We start from the raw sequence: 12,619 nt of genomic DNA on the forward strand, positions 1-12,619 counted from the left end.
GGTGTCGCTACCGGATCAGAAGCCCGGGCCGTGCTGGTGGCCGTGACCGTGGCCGTGCCCGCCGGCGGCGGCCGGGTCGGCCTGCTCCGGCTTCTCCACCACGAGGCTCTCCGTGGTGAGCAGCAGACCGGCGATCGAGGCGGCGTTGGTGACCGCGTTGCGGGTCACCTTCACCGGGTCGATGATGCCGGCCTTGACCAGGTCGACGTACTCACCCTTGGCGGCGTCCAGGCCGTTGCCCCACTTGAGGTCGGCGACCTTCTGCGTCACGACGTAGCCGTCGTGACCGGCGTTCTGGGCGATCCAGCGAAGCGGCTCGACGAGCGCCTTGCGCACGACCGAGACGCCGACCTTCTCGTCACCGGTGAAGCCCAGGTCGTCGTCGAGCACCGAGAGGATCTGCACCAGGGCGGCGCCGCCGCCGGGCACAGTGCCCTCCTCGACCGCAGCCTTGGTCGCCGCGATGGCGTCCTCGATGCGGTGCTTGCGCTCCTTCATCTCGACCTCGGTCGCCGCGCCAGCCTTGATGACGGCGATGCCACCGGAGAGCTTCGCCAGCCGCTCGGCCAGCTTCTCCCGGTCCCAGTCGGAGTCGGAGGCCTCGATCTCCTTGCGGATCTGGGACACCCGGTCGGCGACGTCGGTCTTCTGGCCACCGCCGTCGACGATCGTGGTGTTCTCCTTGTCGACCACGACGCGCCGGGCGGTGCCGAGCACCTCCAGACCGACCTGGTCGAGCTTGTAGCCCAGCTCCGGGGCGACCAGCTCGGCGCCCGTGGAGATCGCGATGTCCTGGAGCATCGCCTTGCGCCGGTCACCGAAGCCCGGTGCCTTGACCGCGCAGACCTTGAGGGTCTTGCGCAGCGAGTTGACCACCAGGGTGGAGAGCGCCTGGCCGTCCACGTCCTCGGCGATGATCAGCAGGGGCTTGCTGTTCTGCAGGACCTTCTCCAGCAGCGGCAGCAGCTCCTCGATCGCCGAGATCTTCTGGGTGGTGACCAGGATGTACGCGTCCTCAAGGACGGACTCCTGACCCTCCAGGTCGGTGACGAAGTTCGGCGAGATGAAGCCCTTGTCGAACTGGAGACCCTCGGTCACGTCCAGTTCGGTGGTGAGCATCGAGCCTTCCTCGACGGTGATGACACCGTCGCGGCCGACGCGCTCCATCGCCTCGGCGATCAGATCGCCGATCGTGGAGTCCTGCGCGGAGATCGTCGCCACGTTCGCGATCGACTCCTTGCTGGTGACCTCGGCGGCGCGGCCGAGCAGCGCCTCGGAGACCTTCATGGCCGCCGCGTCGATGCCCCGCTTGAGGCCCGCCGGGTTGGTCCCGGCGGTCACGTTGCGCAGACCCTCGCGAACCATCGCCTGGGCCAGCACGGTAGCGGTGGTGGTCCCGTCGCCGGCGACGTCGTTGGTCTTGGTCGCCACCTCCTTGACCAGCTGCGCGCCAAGGTTCTCGTACGGGTTGGTGAGCTCGATCTCCTTGGCGATGGTCACACCATCGTTGGTGATCGTCGGCGCACCGAATTTCTTGTCCAGGACGACGTTGCGCCCGCGCGGGCCGAGGGTGACCTTGACCGTGTCGGCGAGGGCGTTGACACCGTGCTCCAGCAGGTGCCGGGCGTCGTCCGAGAAGCTCAGGATCTTCGCCATATATATCCCTTCGAAGCGCCATTGCCCCGGCCCGGCGAGCCGGACCGGGGCAATGGCACTGATCGGTTGCTTACTTCTCGATGACCGCGAGGACGTCGCGGGCGGAGAGCACCAGGTACTCCTCGCCGGCGTACTTGACCTCGGTGCCGCCGTACTTCGAGTAGAGGACGGTGTCGCCGACCTGAACGTCAACCGGAACCCGGTTGCCGTTGTCGTCGACGCGCCCCGGACCCACAGCGAGGACAGTGCCCTCCTGCGGCTTCTCCTTGGCGGTGTCGGGGATCACGATGCCCGACGCAGTGGTGGTCTCAGCCTCGTTCGCCTGGACCACGATGCGGTCCTCGAGCGGCTTGATCGCAACCTTGGTCGCGGTAGTCACGGGCATACCCTCCTGGGGTACTGGTTTCGTTGCTGGCCAGCGGGGCCGACCAGCGTCAATTGCCTCATGCCACCGGGCGGGACCGTCGTCGCGGGTGCCGGTCCGCCTGGCGTGCGCACCCGGGTCGCGAGACCCGGAAGCTGGCACCCTCAGGGTGAGAGTGCTAATCGCAGGTTATTCCGTGGCTAGCACTCCGTCAAGGAGAGTGCCAGCGCGTCGCGCCCCGCCAGCCAGGATTTCCGGGTCGGCCGGGACAATGGCCGGGTGGATCTCGATCAGCTGGCGGCGCTGCGTACCCCTGAGGGGTCGGCCGCGCTCACGGCGGCGGCCGACCTGGCCGGCGGTGATCCACTGGTCGCGGCGTCGGCGCTGCGCGCGACCGGGGTGCCGCCGACGTTGGCTGCGGCGGCCCTCACCCAGGCCGAGCTGCGCCACCGGGCGGTGGGCAAGTTCGGCCCGGCCGCCGCTGGGATGTTCCTCACCCGTCCCGGCCTGGAGCAGGCCACCCGCCGGGTGGTCGCCGACCGTCGGGCCGCCCGGTTGTACGCGGCCGGCGTGCGCACCCTGGCCGACCTCGGGTGCGGGCTCGGGGCCGACGCGCTGGCCGCCGCCCGCGCCGGCATCCGGGTGTACGGGGTGGAGGCCGACCCGGTGACCGCGGCGATGGCCACCGCCAACGCCGAGGCGGCCGGCCTGGCCGAGCTGTTCACTGTCGAGTGCGGCGACGCGACCGGGTTCGACGTGTCAGGGGTCGATGGGGTCTTCTGCGATCCGGCCCGCCGCGCCACCGGCACCGGGCGGCGGATCTTCGACCCGCGCGCCTACTCGCCACCGTGGGACTTCGTCACCGGGCTGGCCGAGCGGGTGCCGCGCACCGTGGTGAAGGTCGCCCCGGGCCTGGACCACGCGCTCATTCCGGCCGGCGCGGAGGCCGAGTGGGTCAGCGTGGACGGCGACCTGGTCGAGGCCGCGCTCTGGTGCGGCGAGCTTGCGGAGGTGCCCCGCCGCGCCACCATCTACCGCCAGCGGGGTGCCGAGGCTCACCGTCACCAGCTCACCGGCTCGGGTGCCGCCGAGGCGCCGGTCGGGCCGCCGCGCCGCTACCTGTACGACCCGGACCCGGCGGTGGTCCGCGCGCACCTCGTGGCCGAACTGGCCACCGAGCTGGACGCCACCCTGGGCGACCCGAGCATCGCCTACCTCTACGCCGACCAGCCGATCCGCACCCCGTACGCGCGCTGCCTGGAGATCGCCGACGTGCTGCCGTTCTCGCTCAAGCGCCTGCGGGCGCTGCTGCGCGACCGGCGGGTTGGCCGGGTGGAGATCCTCAAGCGGGGTTCGGCGCTCACCCCGGAGCAGCTCCGGCGGGACCTGCGGCTGGCCGGGGACGCGGCGGCGAGTCTGGTGCTCACCCGGGTCGACGGCGCACCGACGGTGCTCGTCGGCCAGCCGGTCGCCTAGCGTCGTCTCGGCCGCCGGTCGACTAGCCTCGTCGCTGTGGCGGGACAGGGCACGCCGGCAACGGCACTGTTGGTCAAGCGCGGGATCGCGCATCGCACCCATCCGTACCGGGTGGCGCCGGACGCCCTGAACTACGGCGCGTTGGTGGCGGTGGCGCTCGGCGTGGCACCGGAGCGCGTGTTCAAGTCGCTGGTGACCGAGGTCGACGGCGCGCTCACCGTGGCGGTCGTTCCGGTCACCGGCGAGCTGGATCTCAAGGCGCTGGCGGCGGCGGTCGGCGGCAAGCGGGCGGCGTTGGCCGACCGGGCGGTCGCCGAGCGGGCCACCGGTTACGTACGCGGTGGGATCAGCCCGCTGGGGCAGCGTCGACGTTTGCCCACCGTGCTGGACGAATCCGCGCTGGATCTTCCGACGATCTACGTCTCGGCTGGTCGGCGCGGTCTGCAACTCGAACTGGCCGCGGCGGATCTGGTGGCGCTGACCGACGCCCGCACCGCGCCGTTGCAGACCCACTGACGGCCTTCGTTACGTCGACTCCCCCGTGGGATACCCGGGGAGTAACAGTCGCGTTGCTGAATTGTTATCGCTCCCAACAAACTATGCACCTGCGCGGTCTTGTGGAGCCGGCGTGACGCGAAATACGTTGCCGGACACAACAAAACAACACCTCCCCCACCTCCGAAAGGACCCTGCACATGCGTAAGGGGATCCTCACCATCGCCGCCGTGGGCCTGCTCACGACCGGCGGCTTGACCGCCTGTGGCGACGACTCCGGCGACAAGGCCGCCTCCGCCAAGACCCCCAAGATCGGCGTGATCCTCCCGGACAGCAAGTCCTCGGCCCGCTGGGAAACGGCGGACCGTCGGTTCCTGGAGGAGGCGTTCAAGGCCGCCGGCGTCCAGTACGACATCCAGAACGCCCAGAACGACAAGACCGCCTTCCAGACCATCGCCGACCAGATGATCACCGGCGGCGTGACCGCCCTGATGATCGTCAACCTGGACTCCGGCACCGGCAAGGCCGTGCTCGACAAGGCCAAGTCGCAGGGCGTCGCCACCATCGACTACGACCGGCTCACCCTCGGCGGCTCGGCCCAGTACTACGTCAGCTTCGACAACGAGACCGTCGGCAAGCTCCAGGGCGAGGGTCTGGCGAAGTGCCTGACCGAGAAGGGCGCCAAGAACCCCGTCGTGGCGTACCTGAACGGCTCCCCCACCGACAACAACGCCACCCTGTTCAAGGCCGGCTACGACTCGGTGCTCAAGCCGAAGTTCGACGCCAAGGAATACGTCAAGGGCCCCGAGGACGCGGTGCCGGCCTGGGACAACACGCAGGCCGCGACGATCTTCGAGCAGCAGCTCACCAAGGCCAACGGCAAGATCGACGGCGTGCTGGCCGCCAACGACGGTCTCGGCAACGCGGCCATCTCGATCCTGAAGAAGAACAAGCTCAACGGCAAGGTGCCGGTGACCGGGCAGGACGCCAGCACCGAGGGCCTGCAGAACATCCTCGCCGGTGACCAGTGCATGACCGTCTACAAGGCGGTCCGGGAAGAGGCCAAGGCCGCCTCCGACCTGGCCATCGCGCTCGCCAAGGGTGAGAAGAAGGACACCGGTCAGACGGTCAAGGACGGTGACCGGGACGTTCCCTCGGTGCTGCTCACCCCGAAGGCCATCTACAAGGAGAGCGTCAAGGACGTCATCGCCGACGGCTACGTGACCAAGGAAGAGGTCTGCACCGCGGCGTACACCAAGTTCTGCGCCGAAGCCGGCATCAGCTGACCGACGCCGCAGTACCCGCCGGAACGACCATCGCCGCCCGGCACGGGAGAACCCTCCCGTGCCGGGCGGCGCCCGCCGGACGGGCCCCGACCCTCCCTTAAGAAGGAGACCCCCGTGTCCGCGACCCCCCTGCTGGAACTCCGCGGGATCGACAAGAGCTTCGGTCCCGTCCAGGTGCTCCGCGACGTCGCCCTGACCGTCCACCCGGGCGAAGTGACCGCACTGGTCGGCGACAACGGCGCCGGCAAGTCGACCCTGGTGAAGTGCATCAGCGGCATCCACCCCACCGACGCCGGCGAGTTCCTGTTCAACGGTGAACCGGTGCACATCGGCAGCCCCCGCGACGCCGCCACGCTCGGCATCGAGGTCGTCTACCAGGACCTCGCGCTCTGCGACAACCTGGACATCGTGCAGAACATGTTCCTCGGCCGGGAGAAGCGCAGCGGCATCGTCCTCGACGAGCCGACCATGGAACAGCTCGCCGCCGAAACCCTGGCGGGGCTCTCCATCCGCACCGTCACCTCACTTCGCCAGCACGTGTCCAGCCTCTCCGGCGGTCAACGCCAGACCGTGGCCATCGCCAAGGCGGTGCTGTGGAACAGCAAGCTCGTCATCCTGGACGAGCCGACCGCGGCGCTCGGCGTGGCACAGACCGCCCAGGTGCTCGAACTGGTCCGCCGCCTCGCCGACAACGGCCTGGCCGTGGTGCTCATCTCGCACAACATGAACGACGTCTTCGCCGTCTCCGACCGGATCGCCGCGCTCTACCTCGGCCAGATGGTCGCCCAGGTGAAGACCACCGACATCACCCACGCCCAGGTGGTCGAGCTGATCACCGCCGGGCGCTCGGGCGGGCTCGGCCTCGCCACCGACCCGGGCAGCAACGGCGACGGCCCACAGCCGGCCGACTCGATCTCAGGAGGCGTCCGATGACCACCACCGCCGTGCGGAAGGACGGCCCCGCGGCCGTCACACCGACGCCGACCGTCGGAGGCCACTTCCGCAACTACCTGAGTCGGGTACGCGGTGGCGACGTCGGCGCGCTACCAGCCGTGCTCGGCCTGATCGTGCTCTGCACCGTCTTCGCGATCATGCGGCCGTCGTCGTTCCTGTCGGCCGGTAACTTCGCCAACCTCTTCACCCAGGGCGCGGCGGTCACGCTGATCGCGATGGGCCTGGTCTTCGTGCTGCTGCTCGGCGAGATCGATCTCTCCGCCGGCTTCGCCAGCGGCGTCTGCGCGGCGGTGCTGGCCAATGTGGTCACAGTGCTCGGCTATCCCTGGTGGGTCGCCGTGCTCGCCGCGGTCGCCACCGGTGTGGTCATCGGCACCACGCTCGGCATGCTCGTCGCGAAGATCGGCATCCCGTCCTTTGTGGTCACCCTCGCCGGCTTCCTCGCCTTTCAGGGCGTCGTGCTGCTGCTCGTCAAAGAGGGCACCAACATCTCCGTCCGCGACGAGGTGCTGGTCGCCATCGCCAACCGCAACCTCGCCCCCACGCTGGGCTGGGGGCTGACCGCCCTCGCGGTCATCGGCTACGCGGCGGTGCAACTGCTGCGCCACCGCAACCGGGTGGCCCGAGGCCTGATCACCGACCCGCTCGCGGTGGTGGCGCTGCGGATCGGCGGGCTCGCCGTCATCCTCGGCACCGCGGTGTACGTGCTCAACCTGGAGCGCAGCCGCAACGTCCTCATCGTCTCGCTCAAGGGTGTGCCGATCGTGGTGCCGATCATCGCGGTGCTGCTGGTCATCTGGACCTTCGTGCTTCAACGCACCAGCTACGGCCGGCACATCTACGCCGTGGGCGGCAACCGCGAAGCGGCCCGCCGGGCCGGCATCGGAGTCGACCGGATCCGGATCTCCGTCTTCGTGATCTGCTCCTCGATGGCCGCCATCGGCGGCATCGTGGCTGCCAGCCGGGCCAACTCGGTCGACCCGAACACCGGGGGCAGTAACGTACTGCTCTACGCGGTCGGCGCAGCGGTGATCGGCGGTACCAGCCTCTTCGGCGGCAAGGGCCGCGTCCTCGACGCCATACTCGGCGGCGCGGTGGTCGCGGTCATCGAAAACGGAATGGGCCTGATGGGGTACAGCGCGGGGGTCAAGTACGTGGTCACGGGCGTCGTGCTGCTGCTCGCCGCCAGCGTCGACGCGCTCTCCCGCCGCCGCGCGGCAGCCACCGGCACCCGCTGACCGCGCGGGAGGTAGCACCAGCATGCGCCCAGGACCGAGCCAGGATGACGTCCGACGGCAGAACCTCGGGGCCCTGCTGCGGCACGTCCACGTCCACGGAGCGACCACGCGTGCCGAACTGACCACCACGCTGGGCCTCAACCGCAGCACCATCGGCGCGCTCACCGCCGACCTGTCCGCAGTGGGGCTGGTCAGCGAAGGGGCGCCGAAGGAGACCGGCCGGGCCGGACGACCGTCACTGGTCGTCCGGCCCGAGTCGGCCCGGGTCTACGCGTACGCGTACTCGGTGGAGGTGGACCGGCTGCGCGCCGCCCGGATCGGGCTGGGTGGCGCGGTCCTGGACCGCCGGGATCTGGACCGGCCACGCGGGCTGCTGGCCGCGGAGGCCGCGCCGCTGCTGGCCGGCGCGGTCAAGGAGATGCAGCAACTGGTGCCGGCAGACGCGATCTGCGTCGGTGCCGGCGTCGCGGTCTGCGGCATGGTCCGCCGGGACGACGGCCTGGTCCGACTCGGCCCCACCACCGGTTGGGTGGACGAGCCGATCGGCGCGGCCCTGGCCGACGAGTTGGGCATCGACGTACCGATCACCGTGGGCAACGTGGCCGACGTCGCCGCGTTCGCCGAGCACGCACGAGGTGTCGCGGCGGGTTGCGACAACGTCCTCTACCTGTACGGCGACGTCGGCGTGGGTGCCGGCATCATCGCCGGCGGGCGCAGGCTGACCGGGCACGGTGGGTACGGCGGCGAGGTCGGCCACATGAAGGTGGTCCGCGACGGCAGGCCCTGTGAGTGCGGCTCCCGGGGCTGCTGGGAGACCGAGATCGGCGAGCACGGCCTTCTGCGCGCCGCCGGACGCTCCGACGCCCGGGGCCGTGACGCGCTGCTGGAGGTCTTCGACGCGGCCGACCGCGGTGACGCCCGGGCCCAGACGGCGGTCCGCCAGGCCGGCGACTGGCTCGGCTTCGGGGTGGCCAACCTGGTGAACGTCTTCAACCCGGAGATGGTCATCTTCGGCGGGACCATGCGTGATCTCTACCTCGCCGCGGCGGCCCAGATCCGCAGCCGGCTCAACTCCAACGCGCTCGGCGCCTGCCTGGAACACGTCCGGCTGCGCACGCCGAAACTGGGTGCTGACGCGCCCCTGATCGGTGCCGCCGAACTGGCCTTCGAACGGCTCCTCGCCGACCCCCTCGACGTGGGCTGATCCGCGTACGCTGTCCGGCGTGGATGTCGAGCTGCGCGCCTCCGACGACGACCGCAACCGGGTGGTCGCCGCGCTGCACCAGCACACAGCGGCGGGCCGGTTGACGCTTGACGAGTTCTCCGATCGGGCCGGTGCGGTGTGGACGGCACGCACCCTCGGTGACCTGGCCGCGCTGACCCGCGACCTACCAGCCCTGCCCAGCTCGGTCGTCGACGCCGGGCCGGTCGGGCGCGGGCGTCAGGAGTTGCTGATGGTCTTCGCCGCCGCGGCGCTCACCCTGCTGCTGCTCGGCGGCTTGCTCGCCGTCACCCGCTGATCCGGGTCGCTCCGCGGTGAACTGATCACGCGATCAGTCCGTACCAGTGGGCGGACGGGCAACCGGCAGGGTACGGCTGCCCGGTCCAGACGCGTTCCGGTCCGGACCGAGGAGGCACCACAGACATGGCACCGCTCAGATCCGCCCATCGCCGACTGGGCAATCGGACCCACCGAGCGGCGATGCTGCTCATCGCGATCATCGCGGGGGTCGGTGTCCTGCCCGGTGTGGCCGTCGCCGCGCCCGCTGGCGGCCAGCAGCTCAACGCCGCCGACATGACACTGCTCAACGGGGTGCGGCTGGCCGGGCTGTGGGAGATGCCAGCCGGCCAGATGGCCGCCGAGAAGGGACAGTCGGCGAAGGTCCGGGAGATCGGCGCCGGCATCGCCAGCGAGCACCAGAAGCTCGACCAGCTCGTGGTCGACGCGGCCAACAAGTTGGGCGCGACGATCCCCAGCGAGCCGACCGCCGAGCAGAAGGGCTGGCTGGCCGAGATGCAGAAGGCGTCCGGCGCTCGGTTCGACCAGATCTTCGTCACCCGGCTCCGGGTCGCCCACGGCAAGATCTTCCCGGTGATCGGCGCGGTGCGCGCCAGCACCCGGGACGCCACCGTCCGCAAGCTCTGCGACGACTCCAACGGCTTCGTGATGCACCACATGCAGATGCTGGAGAGCACCGGCCTGGTCCGCTGGCCGGAGCTGCCGCCGGCCGCGCTGCCCGCCCCGGGTGAGGACGGGCTCCTGGCCGCCGCCGCCGCCAACTCCGGCCCGCAGGTCGGAGTCAGCAGCACCGTCGTCTGGCTGGTCTTCCTCGCCGCGCTGGGCACAGGCGGAATCGCCACCTACCGGATGTTGCGCCGCAGCTGACCAGTCAGCCGGCGGCCTGGATGGTGGCTCGCGTCAGCGGTCTACCTGGGTGAAGTCCCAGGAGTGCGGGGCGCGGGCCACCAGCAGGGCTGGCGGGTCCGGCAGCGGACGGGGGTTGCTGCGCCACTTGGAGATCACCACCACCCGGTGGTCGGTGGAGGAGAAGACCTCGCTGGAGACGTGGAGCGGGTCGTGCTCCACCTCGGGTAGGGCGATGTCGCACACCCAGGTGATCAGGTCGGCGACTCCGTACGCCTCGGCGCGCGCCTCCCACATTCGCACGATCATGTCCGCCGCTCCCGTCACACGCTGACCGTGGTCAACGGCAGTGCCGAGTCGGCTGGCAGGTCCAGTCGGCTCGGAGCGACCCCGGCGGCGACCAGGTGCGAACCGAGCGCGGCCACCATCGCGCCGTTGTCGGTGCACAGCTTCGGCCGGGGTACCCGGACCCGGATGCCGTACTTCTCGGCTCGCTGCTCGGCCATCGCCCGCAGCCGCGAGTTCGCCGCCACTCCCCCGCCGATGACCAGGGTCTCGATGCCCTGCGCCCGGCAGGCGGCGAGCGCCTTGCTGGTCAGGACGTCACAGACCGCCTCCTGGAAGGACGCGGCCACGTCGGCCACCGGCACCGGCTCACCGGCACGCTGGCGGGCCTCGACCCACCGGGCCACCGCCGTCTTCAGGCCCGAGAACGAGAAGTCGTACCGGTGGGCGGCCAGATCCTTCGCCGCGGTCAGACCCCGGGGGAAGGCGATCGAGGCAGCATCGCCGGACCGGGCCTCCCGGTCGATGGGCGGACCACCCGGGAACGGCAACCCGAGCAGCCGGGCGACCTTGTCGAACGCCTCCCCGGCCGCGTCGTCGATGGTGGCGCCCAGCGGGGTGACACCCCGGGCCAGGTCATCGACGAGCAGGAGGGACGAGTGGCCGCCGGACACCAGGAGCGCGATGGCAGGTTCGGGCAGTGGACCGTGCTCAAGGGTGTCCACCGCGACGTGGGCGGCGAGGTGGTTGACGCCGTAGATGGGTTTCTCGGCGGCGACCGCGTACCCCTTGGCGGCGGCGACGCCGACCAGCAACGCACCGGCCAACCCCGGCCCGGAGGTGACGGCGATCGCGTCGATGTCGGCCAGTGTGACGCCGGCCTCGGTCAGTGCCCGGTCCATGGTCGGCACGATGGCCTCCAGGTGTGCCCGGCTGGCCACCTCCGGCACCACACCCCCGAACCGGGCGTGTTCCTCGACGCTGGAGGCGAGCGCGTCGGCCAGCAGGGTGTGCCCCCGCACGATGCCGACGCCGGTCTCGTCGCAGGAGGTCTCGATACCCAGGATCAGTGGTTCGTCAGCCATGGTCGTGTGGTCCGTCCCCGGTCGGCTCGGCGTCGCGCCGCATGACCAGCGCGTCGGTGTTGCTCGGTTGGTAGTAGCCGCGCCGCACCCCGATCGGCTCGAAACCGTACGTCGCGTAGAGCCGCTGGGCTGCGGCGTTGTCCACGGCGACCTCCAGCAGGGTGCTGCGGGCGTCGCGTCGGACCGCCTCGGCGAGCAACTCCTCCAGCAGGGTCCGGCCCACGCCGCGCCGCTGGGCGTCCCGGCGGACGGCGATGTTCTGCACCCACACCTCGTCCGGCGGAACGCCGGCGAGCCCGGCGTAGCCGAGCACCGAACCGTCCGCGTCGACAGCGACCCGGTAGTGGTGCCCGTTGGCGAGTTCGCTCCAGAACATGGCGGGCGACCACTTCTCGGCGCCGAAGAGGTCCGCCTCGATCGGCAGCACGTCGTCGATGTGCCACCAGCGGAACGGTTCGAGCCGTACCGCCGTCATGGCAGGACCGGTTTGCGGCCGGTCGCCGCCACCGCGTCGGGGCGGCGCAGGTAGAGCGGGGTGAGCCGCTCACTGGACGCGCCCGCCCGGATCCGCTCGGCGGCGAGCAGAGCCAGCACTGTCGCGTCCGGGTAGCGGGGTTCGACCCGGACGGGCAGGTCCAGGACCTCGGCGTACCGGTGCGCCCCGTCACCGACCGCGATCGTCGCGCCCAGTTCGCGGGCGCGCGCGGCGGCGACCGCCGGCGCGGACACCTCGGGCCCGACGATCCGCTGGCCGGCGCCGTCGTAGACGGCCCAGTAGAGCTCCTTGCGCCGGGCGTCGCTGGCGGCCAGGACCGGCGCGCCGGACGCCGCCGGGTAACCGATGGCGTCCAGCGAACAGACGCCGTACGTGGGGATGCCGAGCACCTGACCCATTGTCGCGGCGGTGACCAGGCCGACCCGCAGCCCGGTGAACGGCCCCGGGCCGAGCCCGGCGACGATGGCGGCCAGGTCACGCGGGCGCGCGTCAGCGTCGGCGAGGACCGCATCCACCTGGGGCGCGAGCAGCTCACCGTGCGCGCGGGCGTCGACAGTGCACCGGTGCGCCCGCGACGCCACGCCGTCTGCCGAGACCTCCACCAGCGCCGCGGTGACCGCGGGGGTCGAGCTGTCCACCACGAGTACGAGCACGGTAAGCCAGCCTAGCCGCCCCGCCTCGCGCCCCGGTCACGCCCCGCCCCCGCCACCACCCACGGTCACGCCCACCCACACGAACCGCCCCCACCGTCCCCTCGGCGCGCCCACACCACACCTGCCGCAGGGCTCGACCGGGCGGCCCGACCTGGGAGGTGACGGGCGGCATTCCTTAGTGAGCGGTATACCTGTGAGTCATAAATATGACTCACAGGTATACCGCTCATCAGAGAAAGACCCGGTCGCTGGCGGCACGTCGCCCT

Annotated in this window: 14 protein-coding genes; 8 read left to right on the forward strand and 6 right to left on the reverse strand. The window is 70.9% G+C overall.

Features of this window, described 5'->3' with window-relative positions; translation table 11 throughout:
* Positions 1-15: 15 nt before the first annotated feature.
* Positions 16-1,656, reverse strand: a complete 1,641-nt coding sequence (gene groL / locus ACQRWP_RS24215; RefSeq protein WP_430497977.1) for a chaperonin GroEL — start codon at positions 1,654-1,656, stop codon at positions 16-18.
* A gap of 70 nt (positions 1,657-1,726) precedes the next feature.
* The gene (groES, locus tag ACQRWP_RS24220) at positions 1,727-2,041 is read right to left on the reverse strand and encodes a co-chaperone GroES (RefSeq protein WP_030330046.1); all 315 of its coding nucleotides are present in this window, start codon (positions 2,039-2,041) and stop codon (positions 1,727-1,729) included.
* Positions 2,042-2,299: 258 nt separating this feature from the next.
* Between groES and ACQRWP_RS24225 the strand changes: the two genes are divergently transcribed.
* The 8 genes from ACQRWP_RS24225 (at position 2,300) to ACQRWP_RS24260 (ending at position 9,855) form a co-directional block, all read left to right on the forward strand.
* Positions 2,300-3,496, forward strand: a complete 1,197-nt coding sequence (locus ACQRWP_RS24225; RefSeq protein WP_430497979.1) for a THUMP-like domain-containing protein — start codon at positions 2,300-2,302, stop codon at positions 3,494-3,496.
* A gap of 36 nt (positions 3,497-3,532) precedes the next feature.
* Entirely contained in the window at positions 3,533-4,012 is a 480-nt protein-coding gene (gene ybaK, locus ACQRWP_RS24230) for a Cys-tRNA(Pro) deacylase (RefSeq protein ID WP_430497981.1), read from the forward strand.
* Between the two features lie 179 nt (positions 4,013-4,191).
* On the forward strand, positions 4,192-5,277 hold the full coding sequence (locus ACQRWP_RS24235; protein WP_430497982.1) for a sugar ABC transporter substrate-binding protein: 1,086 nt from the start codon (positions 4,192-4,194) through the stop codon (positions 5,275-5,277).
* Positions 5,278-5,391: 114 nt separating this feature from the next.
* Positions 5,392-6,210, forward strand: coding sequence for an ATP-binding cassette domain-containing protein (locus ACQRWP_RS24240; protein ID WP_196919761.1), 819 nt, complete (start codon positions 5,392-5,394; stop codon positions 6,208-6,210).
* Positions 6,207-7,469, forward strand: coding sequence for a sugar ABC transporter permease (locus ACQRWP_RS24245; protein ID WP_430497985.1), 1,263 nt, complete (start codon positions 6,207-6,209; stop codon positions 7,467-7,469). The genes ACQRWP_RS24240 and ACQRWP_RS24245 overlap by 4 nt, the downstream gene beginning before the upstream one ends.
* 22 nt (positions 7,470-7,491) lie before the next feature.
* Positions 7,492-8,673 (forward strand): ROK family protein, encoded by a 1,182-nt coding sequence (locus tag ACQRWP_RS24250; protein ID WP_430497987.1) that lies wholly within the window; start codon positions 7,492-7,494, stop codon positions 8,671-8,673.
* A 19-nt stretch (positions 8,674-8,692) separates the two neighbouring features.
* Positions 8,693-8,989 carry a DUF1707 SHOCT-like domain-containing protein gene (locus tag ACQRWP_RS24255; protein ID WP_430497988.1) on the forward strand — a complete coding sequence of 99 codons (297 nt, stop codon included), beginning with the start codon at positions 8,693-8,695 and terminating at the stop codon, positions 8,987-8,989.
* A gap of 125 nt (positions 8,990-9,114) precedes the next feature.
* On the forward strand, positions 9,115-9,855 hold the full coding sequence (locus tag ACQRWP_RS24260) for a DUF4142 domain-containing protein (RefSeq protein ID WP_430497990.1): 741 nt from the start codon (positions 9,115-9,117) through the stop codon (positions 9,853-9,855).
* Between the two features lie 33 nt (positions 9,856-9,888).
* Here ACQRWP_RS24260 and ACQRWP_RS24265 read toward each other — a convergent pair whose 3' ends face one another.
* The 4 genes from ACQRWP_RS24265 to tsaB are packed head-to-tail and all read right to left on the reverse strand — an operon-like array spanning position 9,889 to position 12,353.
* The gene (locus tag ACQRWP_RS24265) at positions 9,889-10,143 is read right to left on the reverse strand and encodes a hypothetical protein (protein ID WP_430497992.1); all 255 of its coding nucleotides are present in this window, start codon (positions 10,141-10,143) and stop codon (positions 9,889-9,891) included.
* A gap of 14 nt (positions 10,144-10,157) precedes the next feature.
* Positions 10,158-11,204: a tRNA (adenosine(37)-N6)-threonylcarbamoyltransferase complex transferase subunit TsaD gene (gene tsaD, locus ACQRWP_RS24270; RefSeq protein ID WP_430497993.1), complete on the reverse strand. Its 1,047-nt coding sequence runs from the start codon at positions 11,202-11,204 to the stop codon at positions 10,158-10,160.
* Positions 11,197-11,679 (reverse strand): ribosomal protein S18-alanine N-acetyltransferase, encoded by a 483-nt coding sequence (rimI, locus tag ACQRWP_RS24275; protein WP_112676895.1) that lies wholly within the window; start codon positions 11,677-11,679, stop codon positions 11,197-11,199. Before rimI ends, tsaD begins: the two co-directional genes overlap by 8 nt.
* A complete protein-coding gene (gene tsaB / locus ACQRWP_RS24280) occupies positions 11,676-12,353 on the reverse strand; it encodes a tRNA (adenosine(37)-N6)-threonylcarbamoyltransferase complex dimerization subunit type 1 TsaB (protein ID WP_430497994.1) in 678 nt (225 codons plus the stop codon). The genes rimI and tsaB overlap by 4 nt, the downstream gene beginning before the upstream one ends.
* Positions 12,354-12,619: the final 266 nt, after the last annotated feature.

The sequence above is a fragment of the Micromonospora trifolii genome (genome assembly GCF_050516465.1).
In the GTDB taxonomy this organism is placed as follows: domain Bacteria; phylum Actinomycetota; class Actinomycetes; order Mycobacteriales; family Micromonosporaceae; genus Micromonospora; species Micromonospora trifolii.